The organism is Nocardia colli (assembly GCF_008704205.1).
GTDB classification, from domain to species: Bacteria; Actinomycetota; Actinomycetes; order Mycobacteriales; family Mycobacteriaceae; genus Nocardia; species Nocardia colli.
Genome location: NZ_VXLC01000057.1, coordinates 1 through 18,610, shown reverse-complemented (window position 1 = coordinate 18,610; position 18,610 = coordinate 1). Strand labels below are relative to the sequence as shown.

At 67.3% G+C, this 18,610-nt stretch carries 20 protein-coding genes; 5 read left to right on the top strand and 15 right to left on the bottom strand.

The genetic code is table 11. The annotated features are described in order from the left end of the window. Together F3087_RS45595 and F3087_RS45590 are read right to left on the bottom strand one after the other, a co-directional pair. Window positions 1–189, bottom strand: a 189-nt coding sequence (locus tag F3087_RS45595) for a class I SAM-dependent methyltransferase (RefSeq protein WP_191094393.1), incomplete at its 3' end; no start/stop codon positions are given. Between the two features lie 111 nt (window positions 190–300). Continuing rightward, window positions 301–1,503, bottom strand: a complete 1,203-nt coding sequence (locus F3087_RS45590) for an argininosuccinate synthase (protein ID WP_150408458.1) — start codon at window positions 1,501–1,503, stop codon at window positions 301–303. A 256-nt stretch (window positions 1,504–1,759) separates the two neighbouring features. On the opposite strand from F3087_RS45590, the gene F3087_RS46385 reads away from it, so the two are divergent. Then, on the top strand, window positions 1,760–1,912 hold the full coding sequence (locus F3087_RS46385; RefSeq protein WP_191094480.1) for a hypothetical protein: 153 nt from the start codon (window positions 1,760–1,762) through the stop codon (window positions 1,910–1,912). Between the two features lie 43 nt (window positions 1,913–1,955). Here the strand turns inward: F3087_RS46385 and F3087_RS45585 are convergent, their stop codons facing one another. The 8 genes from F3087_RS45585 to F3087_RS45550 form a co-directional block, all read right to left on the bottom strand. Continuing rightward, window positions 1,956–4,415, bottom strand: coding sequence for an ATP-binding protein (locus tag F3087_RS45585; protein WP_150408457.1), 2,460 nt, complete (start codon window positions 4,413–4,415; stop codon window positions 1,956–1,958). 117 nt (window positions 4,416–4,532) lie between these two features. Continuing rightward, window positions 4,533–5,048 (bottom strand): arginine repressor, encoded by a 516-nt coding sequence (locus F3087_RS45580; protein ID WP_263407292.1) that lies wholly within the window; start codon window positions 5,046–5,048, stop codon window positions 4,533–4,535. A gap of 28 nt (window positions 5,049–5,076) precedes the next feature. Beyond that, on the bottom strand, window positions 5,077–6,033 hold the full coding sequence (argF, locus tag F3087_RS45575) for an ornithine carbamoyltransferase (protein ID WP_150408456.1): 957 nt from the start codon (window positions 6,031–6,033) through the stop codon (window positions 5,077–5,079). Continuing rightward, window positions 6,030–7,253, bottom strand: a complete 1,224-nt coding sequence (locus F3087_RS45570) for an acetylornithine transaminase (protein ID WP_150408455.1) — start codon at window positions 7,251–7,253, stop codon at window positions 6,030–6,032. The genes argF and F3087_RS45570 overlap by 4 nt, the downstream gene beginning before the upstream one ends. Continuing rightward, on the bottom strand, window positions 7,250–8,182 hold the full coding sequence (gene argB / locus F3087_RS45565) for an acetylglutamate kinase (RefSeq protein ID WP_150408454.1): 933 nt from the start codon (window positions 8,180–8,182) through the stop codon (window positions 7,250–7,252). Before argB ends, F3087_RS45570 begins: the two co-directional genes overlap by 4 nt. Then, window positions 8,179–9,399 carry a bifunctional glutamate N-acetyltransferase/amino-acid acetyltransferase ArgJ gene (gene argJ, locus F3087_RS45560; RefSeq protein WP_150408453.1) on the bottom strand — a complete coding sequence of 407 codons (1,221 nt, stop codon included), beginning with the start codon at window positions 9,397–9,399 and terminating at the stop codon, window positions 8,179–8,181. Before argJ ends, argB begins: the two co-directional genes overlap by 4 nt. Further along, on the bottom strand, window positions 9,396–10,469 hold the full coding sequence (gene argC, locus F3087_RS45555) for an N-acetyl-gamma-glutamyl-phosphate reductase (RefSeq protein WP_150408452.1): 1,074 nt from the start codon (window positions 10,467–10,469) through the stop codon (window positions 9,396–9,398). The genes argJ and argC overlap by 4 nt, the downstream gene beginning before the upstream one ends. Window positions 10,470–10,533: 64 nt before the next feature. Next, window positions 10,534–11,382 (bottom strand): alpha/beta fold hydrolase, encoded by an 849-nt coding sequence (locus F3087_RS45550; RefSeq protein ID WP_150408451.1) that lies wholly within the window; start codon window positions 11,380–11,382, stop codon window positions 10,534–10,536. A gap of 217 nt (window positions 11,383–11,599) precedes the next feature. On the opposite strand from F3087_RS45550, the gene F3087_RS45545 reads away from it, so the two are divergent. Beyond that, window positions 11,600–12,070, top strand: coding sequence for a YfbM family protein (locus F3087_RS45545; protein WP_150408450.1), 471 nt, complete (start codon window positions 11,600–11,602; stop codon window positions 12,068–12,070). A 30-nt stretch (window positions 12,071–12,100) separates the two neighbouring features. On the opposite strand, the gene F3087_RS45540 is transcribed toward F3087_RS45545, so the two are convergent. Then, window positions 12,101–12,652, bottom strand: coding sequence for a dihydrofolate reductase family protein (locus F3087_RS45540; RefSeq protein WP_150408449.1), 552 nt, complete (start codon window positions 12,650–12,652; stop codon window positions 12,101–12,103). 272 nt (window positions 12,653–12,924) lie between these two features. On the opposite strand from F3087_RS45540, the gene F3087_RS45535 reads away from it, so the two are divergent. Further along, entirely contained in the window at window positions 12,925–13,602 is a 678-nt protein-coding gene (locus F3087_RS45535) for a VOC family protein (RefSeq protein ID WP_150408448.1), read from the top strand. 168 nt (window positions 13,603–13,770) lie between these two features. On the opposite strand, the gene F3087_RS45530 is transcribed toward F3087_RS45535, so the two are convergent. Next, window positions 13,771–13,902, bottom strand: coding sequence for an FAD-dependent oxidoreductase (locus tag F3087_RS45530; protein ID WP_263407291.1), 132 nt, complete (start codon window positions 13,900–13,902; stop codon window positions 13,771–13,773). A 203-nt stretch (window positions 13,903–14,105) separates the two neighbouring features. Here F3087_RS45530 and F3087_RS45525 point away from each other — a divergent pair, with 203 nt between their 5' ends. Beyond that, a complete protein-coding gene (locus F3087_RS45525; protein WP_223885846.1) occupies window positions 14,106–14,819 on the top strand; it encodes a DUF4360 domain-containing protein in 714 nt (237 codons plus the stop codon). A 387-nt stretch (window positions 14,820–15,206) separates the two neighbouring features. Continuing rightward, window positions 15,207–16,328, top strand: coding sequence for an alpha/beta hydrolase (locus F3087_RS45520; protein ID WP_150408447.1), 1,122 nt, complete (start codon window positions 15,207–15,209; stop codon window positions 16,326–16,328). Window positions 16,329–16,365: 37 nt separating this feature from the next. Here F3087_RS45520 and F3087_RS45515 read toward each other — a convergent pair whose 3' ends face one another. From F3087_RS45515 to F3087_RS45505, 3 genes are all read right to left on the bottom strand, one after another. Next, entirely contained in the window at window positions 16,366–16,926 is a 561-nt protein-coding gene (locus F3087_RS45515) for a TetR/AcrR family transcriptional regulator (RefSeq protein ID WP_150408446.1), read from the bottom strand. Window positions 16,927–17,366: 440 nt separating this feature from the next. Continuing rightward, the gene (locus F3087_RS45510) at window positions 17,367–17,594 is read right to left on the bottom strand and encodes a hypothetical protein (RefSeq protein WP_150408445.1); all 228 of its coding nucleotides are present in this window, start codon (window positions 17,592–17,594) and stop codon (window positions 17,367–17,369) included. Between the two features lie 139 nt (window positions 17,595–17,733). Next, window positions 17,734–18,516 (bottom strand): hypothetical protein, encoded by a 783-nt coding sequence (locus F3087_RS45505; protein WP_150408444.1) that lies wholly within the window; start codon window positions 18,514–18,516, stop codon window positions 17,734–17,736. Window positions 18,517–18,610 lie beyond the last annotated feature (94 nt).

Below are 18,610 nucleotides of genomic sequence, written 5' to 3'. Positions count from 1 at the left end.
CTCGCCGATATCGCTCTGACTCAGCCGTGTCCACGCGGCCGAACCGACTGCGCTCACCATCAGCTCGGCGTACGGATCGTGGAACAACGCGTCGGCCCGCCGGCTTTCGCCCGCGCGCAGCGCCGCGACGCCGAGGGCGGTCGCGCCCACGCTGCTCACGATGTCCCAGCTGTCGTCTTCGGTCCGCATCGTCGCTCCCTTCGAGTCGAGCCGATTCCTCGACCGCCCCTGAGACTACGACTGCTTCCTGAGTGGGCCACCGGTTGCCGGGCGGCCCACCCGCAGGCTGGGCGTCGCGCCTTACTTCTGGTTCAGGTCCCGGCGCGCGGCGACCTTGGACGACAGCCCGTGGATCTGCACGAAGCCCTTGGCCAGCGACTGGTCGAAGGTGTCGCCCTCGTCGTAGGTGGCCAGGTTGAAGTCGTAGAGCGACTGCTCCGAGCGCCGGCCGTTGACCACCGCGTTGCCGCCGTGCAGCACCATCCGGATCTCGCCGGAGACGTGCTCCTGGGTCTCGCCGACGAACGCGTCCAGCGCGCGCTTGAGCGGGGAGAACCACAGGCCGTCGTAGACCAGCTCGCCCCAGCGCTGCTCGACCTGCCGCTTGTACCGGCCCAGCTCGCGCTCGACGGTGACCGCCTCCAGCTCCTGGTGCGCGGTGATCAGCGCGATGGCGCCGGGCGCTTCGTAGATCTCCCGGCTCTTGATGCCGACGAGCCGGTCCTCGACCATGTCCAGGCGGCCGACGCCCTGGCGGCCGGCCCGGTGGTTCAGCTCGACGATCGCCTCGAGCACGCTCACCGGGCGGCCGTCGATGGCGACCGGCACACCCTTCTCGAAGGTGATGATCAGTTCGTCGGGCGCCTCGAAGTTGACCGTCGCGTCGGCGGTGTAGTCGTAGACGTCCTTGGTCGGCGCGTTCCAGAGGTCCTCGAGGAAGCCGGTTTCCACCGCGCGGCCCCACACGTTCTGGTCGATGGAGAACGGCGACTTCTTGGTCACATTGATCGGCAGCGAGTTCTCCTCGGCGAAGGCGATGGCCTTCTCCCGGGTCCAGGCGTAGTCGCGGACCGGGGCGATCACGTTCAGGTCCGGCGCGAGCGCGCCGATGCCGACCTCGAAGCGGACCTGGTCGTTGCCCTTGCCGGTGCAGCCGTGCGCGACGGTGCCGGCGCCGTGGAACTTGGCCGCCTCGACCAGGTGCTTGACGATGAGCGGGCGGCTGATCGCCGACACCAGCGGGTAGCGGCCCATGTACATGGCGTTGGCCTGGATGGTCGGCAGGCAGTACTCGTTGGCGAACTCGTCGCGCGCGTCCACCACGATGGCCTCGACCGCGCCGCAGTCCAGCGCTCGCTGGCGCACCACGTTCATGTCCTCGCCGCCCTGGCCGAGGTCGATGGCCACGGCCACCACCTCGGAACCGGTCTCCTTGGCAATCCAGCTGATCGCCACGGAGGTGTCCAGCCCACCTGAGTAGGCGAGTACGACGCGTTCGGACATGGTCTGTGTGCTCCTTGTTTTCGATGCCTGTGTGCTCGAGTACGGACCGGCTTCCCGCCGCAGCGGCCCGCACGTCCTGCAAATGATTATGCACGATGATGCAAGCCCATTCACAGCGGGGGTCCCGTGGATCCCGTCACAACCCCGGATCGTTCGCGAAAGTCACTGCCCATCAAGCGAATTACCCCTTGGCGAGCCCACCCCCGTGTGCGACGCTGAAGAGCGGAATCTTCGAGCGGGTAGAAGGACGGACGCCATGCTGCACCTCATCGCGCAAGAATTCAGCACCCTCGGCAACGATGTCCTCAACATCGGACGAGCCGTGGTCGACCTCGTCCAGGACCTCATCAACGTGGGCACACCGGGCAAAGGACCAGGCGGCGGCACCGGCCAGTACCCGTTCTCCTGAACGGACGGCCGACCCGGCCGGTAATCACGAGCGGGACAACCGGTCAGCTCGCCCGGCCGAGGAGCGAATCGACCAGGGTCCCGATGCGTTCCTCGATCGTCTCGAGCGGAGCCTCGGCGTGGATGCGGGCCCTGGCCATGTCGGCCTGCCACGCGACCGCCCGGTCCGATCGATCGATCACCGCCAGGATGGTCGCGGCCATCAGCACCAGCGTCGGATAGACCTCCCCGTCGACCAGCTCGTTGATCGCCCAGCGCTCCGACTCCGCGGCCGCGTCGAGGCGGCCCTGCCGAGCCTGGATCACGCCGCGCAAGAGCGCGGCGCGGGCCCGTCCCGAGGGATACCCGGCCGAGGCGAGCACGTCGGTCGCGGCCTGCAAGGCCTGCTCCGCTTCATCGAGCCGGCCGAGACAGGCGAGCGCCATGGACAGGGCGGTGTAGGACTTGCCGACCTCGCGCGGAATGCCCAGCTCCTGGTTGAGGCGGATCGCGGTGGCCGCCTCGTCGACCGCGGCGGCTGGATCTGTCCAAGCCAGCAGTTCGGCCAGGTCCGTTTGGGCCGCGGCCAGACCCACCTCGTTGCCGACGGCCTGATACAGCTCCACCGCGTCGGTCAGGTGCCGCTCGGCCTCGTCGAAGGCGAATTGGAAACGGGCGGAATGATGCAGTACCCGGGCCAGGTCGCCTTGCAGCGAACGCTCACCCTCCGGGCACACCGCACGGACATCCAGCACCGACTCGCGCGCCCGCACGAACATGCCCTGCGCCATGTACATGTCGGCCGCCCACATTCCCGCGGTGAGACGGGTCGGACCTTCGCCGATATTCCATACCGTCGTATATATCGCCAGCGCCGCGGTGGTCCGGTCGGCGATCCGCCGCGCGTGCGCACCCACCAGGGTGAGCCGGACCCCGACGAAATCGGGCCGCCACCGCTCGTGCGGGGCGAGTTCGGCGGCCCGGCTGATGTCCCCCAGCAGGATCGCGGCTTCGGCCTCGATGCATTGGACCGCGTACGGGATATCGTGGCCGCCGATGCCCTCGTCCAGATATCGGCGCACGTCGACGAGCAGGTTGTTGAGCCCGTGGGTTCCGCCGCAGTCCCGGATCTGGTCCGCGTAGGCGATCAGCTCGTCGCCGTCGAGCGCCCCGGTCCGCAACGCGTGAAACGCCGACTCCCGCAATGCCATCAGCAATTCGGCGCGTCGTGCACCGGATTCGCGCGCGGCGCCCGCACGCCGGTCCCAGACCGCCCGCAGCAGGCGATGGACTTCGCCGGTGGCCGCGCGCGAGACCCGCTGCCGCAGCAACTGCGCCATCAGCTGATGCAGTTCGACGTTGTCACCGGCCACCGGCACCACGAACGAGTACGAGCGCAACGACTCCCAGGTGGCCCGGTCCTCGGGCAGCTGATGCTCGACGGCGACCGACCGGAAGATCTCGAAGTCGAATATCCGAGCGACACTGAGCAATTCGAGAATCTGGACTTCGTCGACCCGGACATGTTCCAGAAACCGCTGCAGGATTTCCTCGGCGGACACCGCGGCGAATTCGCTGCCCGCATGACTGACGGTGTCCAGGGCGAGGTGCAGATAGAACGGCACCCCTTCGCTGGCGGCGGCGATGGAGCGCTGCGCCCGAGGATCCGAAACCCCGTTTCCGGCAAGCAGTTCGATCCGCGCCGGCTCGGCCAGCCCGCCGATCACCAGGGTGCGGACCACTCCGGTCCAGTCCGAATTGCGCGTCGACCACCCGAGCGGCTCGCGGCCCGCGATGACCACCAGTCCCCCGCTGAGCTGCCCCACCAGATCGCGCAGCCAGCGGTCGTCCTGGGCCAGGCCCGGCGCACGGCCAAGCACCTCGTAGGCGTCGACGAAAACAACAAAGGGACGGGTGTTCGACGACGCCCGTAGGTCTTCGGCGAACAGGTAGGTGACCGCGTCCACCACGTCGGCGACGGGCAGGGAGTCGAGGGCGCGCAGAATATCGTCGATGCGTTTGCGGCGTTTGCGGCGCGCACCGGCGGCGGCCTGCTCCAGCATCCAGATCAATCGGACCGCGGGTCCGACGTACGGTAGCTGCCGGGAATCGGACAGGAACTGGCCCAGAATCTCACTCTGCGCCACGATCAGCGGATCCGTCCGGCCCAGCCGGACGTTCGGATGCAGTCGCCGCCACAGGATCTCGTAGGCGAGGTCGTAGCGTTTGAATCGGGCACCTTGGCGGCTCAGCTGATTGCGCAGCACCGCCAGCGCGTCCTCCTGCTGGCGGTGCGACGGCATCTGCAGATCGAGCATCCCGGTGCGGTACGTGCCGGCGACGCGGTTCTCGAATTCGGTGAGCAACCGCGACTTTCCGATGCCACCCACGCCGGTGAGGTTGAGCACGCGGGGACGTTCGTTGATTGCCGCGAGTTCCTCGTCGAACACCGCTAGTTCGGTTTCCCGTCCGACAAAACCTCGTTGCAGCGCTGCCACCCGGTCGAATCGAGGATGAGGAGGCATACACCGCTCCCGAACTGTGCTTACGCGGACCATCCCAGCATGGCAACATCCACGATAGACCGCGCCGCGCGCCGAGATCCCTTGTGCGGCTGTGCCAGTTCGCGGCTCGGCCGCGCGCTAGGCGATCTGTTCGATCTTGGCGGCCAGCTCCGCGCCGGTCAGCGGTTCCCGCGCGATGACGGCGATGGTGTCGTCGCCGGCAATCGTGCCGACGATGTAGGGCAGTGCGGCGCGGTCCAATGCGCTGGCCAGGTAGTGGGCGGCGCCGGGTGGGGTGCGCAGGACCGCGATGTTGCCGCTGTGGTCGGTGGAGACCAGTAAATCGCCGAGCAGCTTCGCGAGGCGGTCGGTGCCACCGATGACGCCGCGGATGGGATTGCCGTCCTCGGGGACCACATAGACGCCCGCGCCGCCGTCGGCGGCGCGCAGCTTGACCGCGCCGAGCTCGTCGAGGTCACGCGAAAGGGTGGCCTGGGTGGTCTCGATGCCCTCGGCGGACAGCAGCGCGGCCAGCTCGGTCTGGCTGCGGACCGCGTGCGCCGTCAGCAGCTCGACGATGCGGGACTGCCGGCCGGCGCGAGTGCGCGCGATCTCCGGGCCGGTCTTCCCATGTTCCGGATGCGCGACACTCACGACCGCGCCTCGCTGACGCTCGGCTCCATCACGACAAACCACCATTTCGCTTGGCCAGCAACCACACCAGCAGCGCCTTCTGCGCGTGCAACCGATTCTCCGCCTCGTCCCAGACGACGCTGTGCGGGCCGTCGAGGACCTCGTCGGTGACTTCCTCGCCGCGATGCGCGGGCAGGCAGTGCAGCACGACGGCGTCCGGTTGCGCGTGCGCGAGGAGCTCGCTGTTCACCTGGAACGGGCGGAAGGGGCCGACGCGGTCGAGGCCGTCGTTCTCTTGACCCATCGAGGTCCAGGTGTCGGTCACCAGCGCGTCCGCGCCCTCGGCCGCGGCGATCGGGTCACCGGTCAGCGTGATGGTGGCGCCGGTGTCGGCGGCGCGCTTGCGGGCGGCCTCCAGGATCCACGGCAGCGGCTCGAAACCCGCAGGCGCGGCGATGGTTACGTTCAAGCCCGCGGTGACGCCGCCTAGTAGTAGGGAGTGCGCCATGTTGTTCGCGCCGTCACCGAAGTAGGTGAGGTTGCGCCCGGCCAGGTTTCCCTTGCGTTCGACCAGCGTCTGCAGGTCGGCCAGCACCTGGCACGGGTGGAACTCGTTGGACAGCGCGTTCACCACGGGAACCGTTGCGGTCAGCGACATTTCGTCGAGCCGGGACTGCTCGAAGGTACGCCAGACGATGGCGTCGACGTAGCGCGAGAGCACCGTTCCGGTGTCGCCGAGGGTCTCCTCGCGGCCGAGCTGGGTGTCGCGCCCGTCCACCACCACCGCGTGCCCGCCGAGCTGGGCGATGCCCACCTCGAAGGAGAACCGGGTGCGGGTGGAGTTCTTCTCGAAGATCACCCCGACGCCGCGCGGTCCTTCCAGCGGGCGCTGGGAGAACGGCGCCTGCTTGAGTTCGGCCGCGAGGGTGAGGATCTCGGCCTGTTCGGCCGGGCTCACATCGTCGTCGCGGAGGAAGTGCCGTACCGCGTGCTGTGCTGAAGTCATTGCGCCGCAGCCTCCTTCGCATCTTGGGTCGCCGCGTCCAGAATTTCCGGCAGATCGGCGACGAAATTGTCGGCCTGGGTTTCGGTGAGGATCAGCGGCGGGGCGAGCCGAATCACGTTGGGCTTGGCCGGATTCACCAGATAGCCTGCCGCCCGGGCGCGCGCCTCGACCTGTGCGGACGCATCGTCGGTGAGCACGACGCCGAGCAGCAGCCCGGCCCCGCGCACGTGATCGATCAGCGGATGCTCCAGCATTTCGATGCCGTCGGCGAGCCGCTTGCCGACCGACTCCACGTGCGCGAGCAGACCCTCCTCGTCGATGGTGCGCAGCACCGCGAGCGCGGCCGCCGCACAGACCGGATTGCCGCCGAAGGTGGTGCCGTGCAGGCCCGGGGTGAGCAGTTCGGCGGCCCGGCCGGTGGCCAGCACCGCGCCGATCGGCAGCCCGCCGCCGAGGCCCTTGGCCAGGGTGATCACGTCGGGCACGATGCCGACGGCCTGGTGCGCGTAGAACTTTCCGGTCCGGCCGATGCCGGTCTGCACCTCGTCCAGGATCAGCAGCGCGCCGTGCCTGCTGGTGATCTCGCGGGCCTTGGCCAGATAGTCGATCGGCGGGACGACGACGCCGCTCTCGCCCATCATCGGCTCCAGGAACACCGCGGCGGTGTCCTCGTCCACCACGGCTTCCAGCGCCGCGGCGTCTCCGTAGGGCACGTGCACGACGCCGGCCGGCATCGGCTCGAACGGCGTGCGCTTGGCCGCCTGCCCGGTGAGCGCGAGCGCGCCCATGGTCCGGCCGTGGAACGCCTCCTCGCAGGCGACGATCTTGCGCCGCCCGGTCAGCCGCGCGATCTTGAACGCGGCCTCGTTGGCCTCGGTGCCCGAGTTGCAGAAGAACGCGCGGCCGCTGTGGCCCGCCTCCGAGGAGCCGTCGCCGAAGTGCGCGAGCAGCCGCTCGGCCAGTTCGACGGTCGGCTGGTTGATGTAGAGATTCGAGGTGTGCCCGAGCGTGCCGAGCTGCTCGGTGACCGCGGCCAGGATAGCCGGGTGCGCGTGGCCGAGGCTGTTGACCGCGATGCCGCCGAGGAAGTCGACGTAGCGGTTGCCGTCCGCGTCGTAGACCACCGCGCCGGCCCCGCGCACCAGCGCGAGCTTCGGCGTGCCGTAGTTGTTCATCATCGCGGCGCTCCACCGCGCCTGGAGGTCTTGGTCTGTACTCATTTTTTCGTTCCGTCCAGCGAGCCAACCCCATTCGAGGACGGGGCGGGCGTCACCATCGTTCCGATTCCTTCTCCGGTGAACAGTTCCAGCAGCATGGCGTGCGGCACGCGACCGTCGATGACGTGCGCGGTCGGCACCCCGCCCTGCACAGCGCGCAGGCAGGCCTCCATCTTGGGCACCATGCCCGCATCCAGGCGGGGCAGCAACTCGGCCAGCGCGGCCGTATCAATGCGGGTGATCAGCGAGGTGCGGTCGGGCCAGTCGGTGTAGAGGCCCTCGACATCGGTGAGCACCACCAGTTTCTCGGCGCCGATGCCCTGCGCGAGCGCGGCGGCCGCGGTGTCGGCGTTGATGTTGTGCACCACGCCGTCCGCGTCCGGCGCGATGGTGGAGACCACCGGGATCCGGCCCGCGCCGATCAGGTCGAGCACCGCGTCCGGGTTGACCGAGGTGACGTCGCCGACCAGACCGATATCGGTTGGTACGCCGTCGACTTCGACGGTGCGGCGGGTCGCGGTGAACAGATTCGCGTCCTCGCCGGAGATGCCGACCGCGTACGGGCCGTGCGCGTTGATCAGCCCGACCAGCTCGCGCCCGACCTGACCGAACAGCACCATCCGCACGACGTCCATCACCTCCGGGGTGGTTACCCGGAAGCCGCCGCGGAATTCACCCTCCAGGCCGAGCTTCTTCAGCATCGCGCTGATCTGCGGGCCGCCGCCGTGCACCACCACCGGGTGCACGCCGACCGTGCGCAGGAAGGCCATGTCGGCGGCGAAGGCTCGTTCGAGTTCCGGGTCGACCATGGCGTTGCCGCCGAACTTCACCACCACGATCTTGTCCCGGAACTTCTGCAACCAGGGCAGCGCGTCGGCCAGGACGTGCGCCTTGTCCAGCGCCGAAAGGTCGTGGTGGAGTTGGCCGGTCATGAGCTGTAGGCCGAATTCTCTTCGACATAGCCGTGTGAGAGGTCGGTGGTGCGGATAGTGGCTTGTCCGTCACCGACATTCAGGTCGATGCGGACCTCGATGTCCATCCCGGACAGGTCGACGTCCCGCGCGCCAGGTGCGCCGACACCGTCGATGCAGACCGGACTTCCGTTGAACGACACCGAGATCCGGTTGGGGTCCAGGGTGATCGGGGCCATGCCGACCGCGGCGAGCACCCGGCCCCAGTTCGGGTCGGAGCCGAACAGCGCGGTCTTGACCAGGCTGTCGCGGGCGACGGTGCGGGCGGCGGCCACCGCTTCTGCTTCGCTGACCGCGCCGGCGACGGTCACCAGCACCCGCTTGGTGACGCCCTCGGCGTCCGACATCAGTTGCGCGGCAAGGTCGTCGCAGACCGCGAGCACGGCGGCGTCGAGGTCGGCCTGGCTCGGGGTGACCTCGCTCGCGCCGTTGGCGAGCAGCAGGACGGTGTCGTTGGTGGAGCAGGAGCCGTCGACATCGAGGCGGTCGAAGGTGCGCCCGGTCGCGTTGCGCAGCGCCTGATCCAGCTGGTCGGCGGTGACGGCGGCGTCGGTGGTGAGCACCACGAGCATGGTGGCCAGCGAGGGGGCGAGCATGCCCGCGCCCTTGGCCATGCCGCCGACGTTCCACTTGTCCCGATGGTGGAAAGCGGCTTCCTTCGGCACCGTGTCGGTGGTCATGATGGCGTGCGCCGCGTCGAGGCCGCCGGAGAGGCCGCCGCCCATCTCGTGCACGATCTCGGTGATCGCGGGCAGCAGCTTGTCCATCGGCAGGCGGTCGCCGATCAGGCCGGTCGAGCAGACGGCGATCTCGCCGGCGCCGGTCTCCGAACCCCAATTGCTCAGTGCGGCAGCGAGTTCCTCGGCGGTCTTGTGCGTGTCCTGGAAGCCGCCCGGGCCGGTACATGCGTTGGCGCCGCCGGAGTTGAGGATCACCGCGCGCAGGCGGCCCCCGGAGAGCACCTGCTGCGACCACAGCACTGGAGCGGCCTTCACCTGGTTGCGGGTGAACACGCCCGCGGCCGCGTATTCCGGGCCCTCGTTGAAAACCAGGGCCAGGTCCGGCTTTCCGCTCGCCTTGATGCCCGCGGCGATACCCGCCGCACGGAAGCCGAGCGGGCCGGTCACGCCCTGGTTCCGCACCAGCTTGCCGATTTCGATCGATGCGGATGTCGTCACGGTGCCACTCCTACGGTGGAAAGTCCTGCGGTCTCGTCGAATCCGACGGCCAGGTTCATGGATTGCACCGCGGCGCCCGCGGTGCCCTTGGTCAAGTTGTCGATCGCGCCGATCACCACGAGCAAGCCCGCGTCGGCGTCCACCGCCACCTGCAGGGTGACGGCGTTGGAACCGAGCACCGAACCGGTCTGCGGCAGTACGCCTTCCGGGAGCAGGTGCACGAAGGGTTCTTCGGCGTAAGCCTTTTCATAGACCGCGCGTGCCTGCGCGGCGTCCACCGAGGTCGGCGCGGTGCAGGTCGCCAGGATGCCGCGCGGCATCGGCGCGAGCACCGGCGTGAACGACACGGCGACGTCGACACCGCCCGCCGCGGACAGGTTCTGGGTGATCTCCGGGGTGTGCCGGTGCGCGCCCGCGATGCCGTAGGCCCGCGCCGAACCCATCACCTCGGAGCCGAGCAGCCCGACATCGAGCTTGCGGCCGGCGCCCGAAGTTCCGCTCACCGCAACGACATTCACCCGCGGTTCGATGATGCCCGCCGCGATGGCGGGCGCGAGGGCGAGGCTGGCCACGGTCGGATAGCAGCCGGGCACCGCGATCCGGCTCGCGCCGCGCAGCTTCTCCCGCCCGCCGGGCAGCTCGGGCAGGCCGTACGGCCAGCTGCCCGCGTGCTCGCTCCCGTAATACTTCGTCCACGCCGCGGCGTCGGTGAGCCGGAAATCGGCGCCGCAATCGATGATCACGGTCGACTCGGGCAGCTGCTGCGCGATCGCCGCGGACTGCCCGTGCGGCAGTCCGAGGAAGACGACATCGTGCCCGGCCAGCTCGTCGACGCTGGTCGGCGCGAGCACCCGATCGGCGAGGGGCAGCAGATGCGGCTGCAACTCCCCGAGCAGACTCCCGGCGTTCGCCCCCGCGGTCAGCGCCCCGAGCTCGAGGCGCCCGGCTCGATACGCCGGATGCCCCAGCAGCAGCCGCAACACTTCCCCGCCCGCGTACCCACTCGCCCCGGCCACCGCGACCCGCAATGCGGGCCCGCTCGGCTCGGGCGTGTGCACCGAATCAACCATGTGATGATTATGCACGACCATGCAAGCTCATTCACACCGTGGGGTGGTGCGATCGTGCCCGATGCTACGTAGCGGCGCGGGTAATCCAGGCGATCAGGTCGTCTTCGACCTGGTCACGGTTGGTTTCGTTGAGGATCTCGTGTCGCGCGCCCGGATAGACGCGGTAGGTGAGGTCGGTCAGGCCGGCCGCGCGGTAGCGGGTGAGCAGGAGTTCGCTCAGGCGAAGTTCGTCGTTGAGCGGGTCCTGGTCGCCGACCATTATGTAGAGGGGTAGATCGGCGGGGACGGTGGCCGGTTTCGCCAGGCGTTCGGCGGCTACCGAGGCCAGCGACGCCATGTTCGCGGCGTCGATCTCGAAACCGCACCAGGGATGGGCCAGGTAGGCGTCGACCTGCTCCTCGTCGCGGCTGAGCCAGTCGGCCGTTGTGCGGGTGGGCTGAAAACGAGCGTTGAACAGCTCCAGCAGATCCGCGCCGGACTCGGCGATCATGACGAAGAGCTGGTCGACCGCGGTGGTGCCGCACAGGACGACGCCATCGATCAGATCCGCGTGGTCGAGGATGTACTGCTGAACGGCGAAGGAGCCGAGACTGTGCCCGAACAGCACGACCGGGAGGCCGGAATGCTTGGCGCGCAACAGCTTTGTCAGCGTCACGAGATCCTCGACGAGCAGGTTCCAGCCGTCGGCGCCGAGCTCGCCCGGCTGACCGGCGATGCTGTGGCCGTGGCCGCGGTGGTCGTCGGCGTAGACGGCATATCCACGGCCGGTGAGCTTTTCGGCGAGCGAGTGGTAGCGGGCGGCGTATTCGCCCATCCCGTGCGCGATCTGGGCGACGCCGATCGGTGCGCGGTCGGCGGGCAGCCATTCCTGGACGTGAATGATGGTGCGGTCGCTACTGGAAAAGGTGAACATCGGGGATACGCCGGCCTTCCGGTCGAACGGAACTGCATCGCCGAAATCGTCGCATCCCGATGCCGCCCGATCATATGGGTGCGCGGCACAACATTGCAGGTGAGCCGGTTGTCGCCGAGGACGAGGCGCGTCCGTGCGGCGGCGGACGGCGCTTGTCGGACCGCACCGCTACCCTGCATCGAAAGACACTGCAAGAGACGGCGATCGGGGTTGGCACATGGGCATGGTGGTCTCGTTCACGCGGGTGACGAGCGCGGAGCTGGCACGGATCAAGGCGGCCCCGCACGATGCGACCGACATCATCGACGCCCGCGAACACACCCGGAAGGAACCCAGCGGCTACATCGACAAGGCCTGGGGCGGCCTCGAGTACCTGTTCGAACACGCGCACATCGGCGTCGACCTGTTCGCCGACGGCGAGCTGATCGATGAAGACCGCATGCTCTATGCCTGGTCCGCGGACCTGGTCAATGCCACCGCCGACCAGCTGCGCGTGACCCCGTTCGCCAAGCTGGCCGAATACTTCGACGCCGAAGACATGGACGACTCCGACGTCTACCCGAACATCTGGGTCCGCGACGGTGACGAGCTGGGCCTGGGCTACCTCCGCCTCAACTACGCCGAGCTGATCCGTTTCTTCGAGTTCGCCGCCGAATCCGGCTCCGCCGCGGTCATGAGCTTCGGGTAGCCGGATCGCCGTGCGCCAGCGCGATTTTCCTCATTCGACGAGATAGCGCAGCAATGTCACGGCGTTGAAGTGCTTCGTCTCGGCCAGCCGGAGTTGGATGCGCTTGTCCAGCGAGGGAAAGAACGGGGTGCCGCCGCCGAGCACCACCGGCGCGACGAACATCTGGTACTCGTCGATGAGCCCGTGCGGCATCAGCGAGGCCCCGAGGCTCGCGCCACCGACCTCCATGACCCCGTCCCCGCCGGCCTTGAGTTTGCGTACCTCCTCGACCGCGTTCTCGCTGACCAGCGTGCTGTTCCACTGAACCTCGGTGAGCGTCCGGGAGAACACGACCTTCGGTTTCTCCGTCCACAGCCCGGCGAACTCACGCTGGATCGGCGGCGCGTCCGCAGGCACATGCGGCCAGTACTCGGCCATCAGCTCGTACAGACGCCGGCCGTGCAGCGAGATCTCCAGCGAGCGATAGCGATCGTTGTGGAACTGGTGCAGCTCGTCGTCCGGGTTCGACCAGTCGATGCTGCCATCACGGTCGTTGATGTAGCCGTCCAGAGACACGGTGAACCCATAGATCAATTTCCTCATGACCGAGCAGACCTCCTCCACGCTCGAAACTCATCGGCGGACACCAGTGACACTGACAGATGCGCCGCCACGTCACACCCGAACGCACTCTCTTGCCGCTCACACGGCCGTTCGGACCCGTGCCCGGCCACGGCAAGTTCAGGATGGGACTGAGCCTGGATGCCCTGCCGCATTCGCAACACCGCTGGACAACGACTCCGACTGGGCGAAACCCACTGCTGGGTAACGTGATAGAGCGACGACATGCTCACTGGAGTTGGAGGCTTGTAGCTGTGCTTCATCTGGACCACTTCTCGCTCGGGGTAAGCGATCTCGACGACGGCGTACGCAGGCTGGCCGAGCAGACCGGCTTCGGCAACTATGAAGGCGGGGTGTTCCCCGGTGGTGGCGTGCGCAACTGGATATTCCCGTTGGGCGCGGACATCTACCTGGAGGTCGAGAGCGCTACCGAGGCAACCGACGATCCCGCGTCGTCCTGGTTCAGGCGCGCTACCAGCGACGGCGCTGACCATTGGATGTTCTGGTGCCTGCGCGCAGACACCCTCGACGATCTGGAACAGGTCGCTCGGCGACTCGGCAGCGAGGTCCAGGTCGTCCCAGGCCGGACCGAACCGGACGGCACCCAACGGGTGGTCACCAGCACCCCTGTCGGGCAGGCAGTTCGGCGGGCTCGGCAGCAGGGCCTGCCGAACTGGTACTACCGCGACGATCCAGACAACAACCCCGCCCGCCGCGCCGTTGCCGGTGACCGAACCGCGGCCGGAGTGGCCTGGCTGGAAGTCGCTGGTGACCCCGACCAGTTCCGCAGCCACATCGGCACGGAGACTTTCGAGAACTTACCGCTGCGGTTCGTGCCCGGTGAACCGGGGCTGCACGCGGTCGCTGTGCGTAGCAGCGATGGCGAGGAGATCGTGATCCGACGCACCCCGGTTGGGCAGGACATGTTCTGACGCGACGAGATCGACTGCGGCGCAGCATATCCGGCATTGCCGACGAGCGGTCATCCCCGCTCGCGAATGCGCGACCCGCGCGGACCGAGCCGGTCAACGCGAGTCTGCGGAACTTCATCGGATCCAACACAGCACGGCCGCCACAGAACGCACCATTATGCGGCAGGTTCAGGCCGTCGGTCGCGGACGGGGCGAGCCCGCGTCGACGACCAGCACCTTCCGCCGGGCACGGCCCAGCGTCACGGCTGCCGCCAGTCCCGCAGCACCCCCACCGATAACGACAACGTCGAATGCATTCATACCGCGAGACTGCCCACCCTCCGGCACGCCCGGCAAGATAACTTGTCCGATCAACTGCGGTCCAGCTCGGCGGCGTGTGGTGTCAATTCGCTTGGTGGCCGCCCGAATTCGAACTCGCTGACCAGCGCCATCGATCGTGATGTCCGGCCGGATTGTTAGCCGAGAGGTTTCCCGATGTTCCCCACTTCCGCTGGGGAGTTCGGGTGGGTGCCAAAGCTTACAGTGAGGGCAAACCCATCGCTCTGTCCATTGTGAGGGAATTCATGTATAAGAAACTTGCCGTCCTCAGTGCTGCCATATTCGCATTCGCGACACCGATATCGGGTTCACTGGCTTCTGGTGCGCCCATACCGGATTGGGTCGTGCCGCCGGACAAGGTTGTCATCGACGTCGTGACGGTCAATGGATCCGGTTGTCCGCAGGGTACTGCGGCGGTCGAGGTCCTGCCCGACAACACGGCTTTCACGGTCACCTCCAGTCGGTACACCGCACGGGTAGGTGTGGGCGCCAGGCCGTACGACTTCCGCAAGAACTGCCAGCTCAACCTGAAAGTTCATGTCCCGCAAGGGTTCACCTACGGGATTGCGCAGGCGGACTACCGTGGCTTCGCGCATCTGGAACAGGGCGCGACCGCACTGGAAGCAGCAAGGTACTACTTCCAGGGCGACTCGTCGACGGAGTTCGCCGACCACAACTTCAAGGGTCCGCTCAATGACGTTTGGCAGGTGACGGACAAACCCGACGTCGGGGAGATCGTTTACCTGCCCTGCGGAGAAAATCGAAATTTCAACATAAATACGCAGTTGCGAGTCTATGCGGGCACCTCGGATCCGAAAGAGACCACCAGCTCTATTACGATGGATTCCCCGGACGGCAGCGTCAATACCACTTATCACTTTGCTTGGAAGAAGTGCTGATAACCCACCTGCCAGTTTTCGATCATTTCGCTATCCACACACCCGAGCCCGGCCCGGATCGGATGATCCCGGGCCGGGCCGCGATTCGCCTCTCGCTCAGTAGCGGAAGACGTTCCGTGTCGCACTCGTCCGCGCCGGCTTCAGCCGGAACGAGTGAGCGATAATGCCGCGGAGCACGCGTTGGCCGGCCGTCCGAATCCGTTGAGTGACACGGCTTCCCAGCGCGCGGAAATGCCGATTACAACGCGATTCGGATCGGGTGTCGCCATGACAGATCCCCGGCCCGTCGCCTTCTTGACTAGCGCCCAAGAAGCCTCTACCGTAACCGTGACCGACTTCTTGGATGGCGTCCAAGAAGGGCAGCGGTGAAGCAGGAGGACGCGCATCATGGAAATCAATGGGCAGGCCAATCCGCATGAGGCGGTCATGGTGCGGCGCAGTGAGGTCTCGTTCGCCTCCGGCCAGGACGAGTGCGCGGCATGGCTGTACAGCTCACCCGAGGTGAACGGCCCACGCCCGATGGTGATCATGGGACACGGGCTCGGGGCAGTTCGGGAGATGCGCCTGGACGCCTACGCGCAACGGTTCGCCGAAGCGGGGTGGTCGGTGCTGGTCTTCGACTACCGTCACCTCGGAGCCAGCGGCGGAGCACCGCGCCAGCTCCTCGACATCGGCCGCCAACGCGCCGACTGGCATGCCGCCCTGACCTTCGCGCGCACACTACCGGCGGTCGATGCCGACCGGGTCGCGTTGTGGGGCAGCTCTTTCGGCGGCGGACATGCCCTTCAGGTCGCCTCCGAAGACACTCGTATCGCCGCGATCGTGGCCCAGTGCCCCTTCACCGACGGACCGGCGTCGTTGCGCTCACGTATACGAACCGGTCCATTGAGCGCGGTGGCGTTGACAGTGGCCGGCGTCCTCGACACGGTCGGTTCCTGGTTCGGCGCCAAACCGATCCTGTTGCCGATGGCTGGCACATCCTGGATGCCCGCGTTCGTGGCCGCACCCGACGCCCTCGCCGGTGCGTCGGCACTTCTGCCCGTAGGGACTCGGCTCTCGCGGCGCACCAGCGCATTGCTGAAACGGCTGCCCTCGGTGCAGGCTCAGGTGTCGAAGAACATCGAACTGACCGAGGACAGCGCCGGGCAAGAATCCGTGACCGGTCTCGATCGCGACAGCATCTGGGGTGTCTTGCGCGGCCCGGACAGTGAATTCCATGCCGCCAACGCCCTGGCCGCACGGCTGGTGCTGCGCCTTCCGCTCGATCGGCCCGGTCGCGCACTGGCACGCTTCAGCACTCCGACGCTGCTGTGTGTCTGCGACAACGACGCCGCCGCGCCCGCGAAGACCACCAAACGTCACGCGCGGGGCCTGGCGCACGTGCACGTCCAGAGCTATCCGTGCGGCCACTTCGACATCTACCTGGGCGAGCACTTCGAACGCGCCGTGCGCGACCAAATCTATTTCCTGGCAACACACTTCGACTACACCGCACGCGCCACCCGGTAGGTCGTCCCCGGCCCGGCGACGCGAGCAGGCCAGGCACTCAGCCTGCGGCTGCGGCGAGACCGCGAGCGCTGTCGAGCAACGTCTCGATCACCGCGCGCCGCTGGGCCCGCTCGCTCGGATGCGTCAGCATGCCCTCGACAACGAAAACGCCGATCGCCACGAGCGGATCGACATCGTGCGCGGGCACCCCGAGCTCGATCAGCTCGGCCCGGAACAACCCCTCGGCCAGTGCGTGGAACTGCTCGTGCCATTCCTGGATGGCCGCGGACTCCTCGGCGCGCGTGTGCACCGTGCTCACCAACCGGCCCAGCTGCTCCAATTCCGCGACCAGCCACAACAGGCGATCAGTCAGGCTGGAGTCCAGCACTTGACTGTAGGAGGCCATCGAGTCGGCCAGGACCGCATCCAGAACCGCGATCAACACCGCGTCCTTGTCCTGGAAGTACCAGTACAGCGTGTTCGACACCACCCCGGCCTCGCGGGCGATCCGCGTCATCGACGCCGCGTCGTAGCCCTGCTCGATAAACAACCGCCGGGCCGCCACCACCAGCTCGGCGCGCTTCTCTTCCCGATCCTGCGGACGTCTGTTGCGAGGCATCTCCAGTCCCAACCTAGTTTCTGCCCCGATGCTATCTTGGCCAGCCCTCAAGAACATCCCAGGGCAGGGGAACTGTCAAGCAGGCGGTCCGACGAACATCCTCGTCTGCCGCGTGGCGCGCGGACCGAAACGGCCAGCGCGGACCCTCGAAAGATCAACGGCCCGAGGCGACTCGGGCCGTTCCGTTGTCCGCTACTGCCGACGAGCGGGTGAGGGGGCATGCGCACAAGCTGCATGCTGATAGTTGCTGCTCGGGTCATTCGGTTCGGTGTGTCTATTGGCGGCAGGGCGCCATAACTGTCGCGACGTTGTTGCCGCGCGGGCAGCGAGACAAAAACGGTGCCGGGCTGGGGATCGCGCCTGGCCTGGATGTCGGTGGATGCCGGAGATCCGCCGGTTCGAACCCTCCACCGTCACCCCGACGCACCGCGCGGCGCCGGTTAGGGAGTGATCTCCGCTCCAGCGGACGACCACACTCGCCATCGACTCAATGGCATGTAGACGGTGATGCCTTCCTGGCCGTGCTCCACATGAACGTCGTCTGCGAGGCCATCGGCGCGCTCGTACTCCACGATCAGGTAGTCGCGCGCTGCGAGCTGTCGCTCGTCGCCCTGGATCTCGAATTTTACGGTCGTCGGCTTGTCGCCAGCTTGGATGCGCACCCTCATGGCGCGAACCTATGGCACTAGTGAACGAATACTCGCTATTGCCGCGGAGCGCGCGTTGTGAGCGATCGGTGGCCGGCCTCGAACCGGTCGGCCATCAACGCTTCTGGAACATCCTCTTCTGCCTGCTTCGGGTCGGTCATCAGTCTCGGTAGGGCTGGCCAGGATGCTCGAATGGTCGCTGATCACGGCGCTCCAGGGCGGCCATCGCCCACTTCATCTCCGAATGCTCGGCTGTGCGAGGGAAATGGTCTCTGACCTCCTCGGCCGTGATCGGTGGTGCGTCCACTCGCGCTATGCGTAGCACGATTGGGGCAAGTTCTTCGGCATGATAGGCAGCGAGCTTGTGGTGTCCGTCGAGAACGAAACCACTCCAGAGGTTTTCGGCGCCGGCGCGCAGGGTGATGACCACTGGCCGTGCGCCCTGGCGGACGGCCGCGCGATACCGCTCGACCGTCCCGATGTCGGTCGGCGGCCACGCCTCGGTCGGTGTCAGCCAGTCCTCCAATGGGTAAATGCCGCTCGGCTCGTCGGGCTTGGGTTGGCTGATGCCCCACTTCGTCGAGCTGTACCAAGCCTGGAAGCCTTCGACGATCCGGTTGGTTACCGGTTCGGGGGATCGTAACTCGTAGCGGCCGTCGGCCATCAGCGTGAGCAGCGGCGCGAGAATTTCGGTGAGGTTCCCGGTGCTGTAGCCCTCGGTGGTCAGGTCACGCATAGCCTGCAACTCTTCGGGCCGGGGTGCTCGCTCCGGCGCTCGCACAAACAATCGGCCGATGCTGCCGGCGAAATCGGCTATATCCAGCCCCGCCGCGTTCCCACCCAGATAGAGCAGGCTTTGACCATACTGCCCGTGCACTCCGCAATCACCCCGGACATCGATCACTCCCGCGCCGTCGGCCACGTCGACTACCTCGATGTTCACTTGCTGGACCTTAGCGTCCGACGACTGCCGGAAGGGGCAGAGCCATCGCGAACTAGAACCTGCGGCGGACCACCAAGGAAGCGACCGCGCGGGT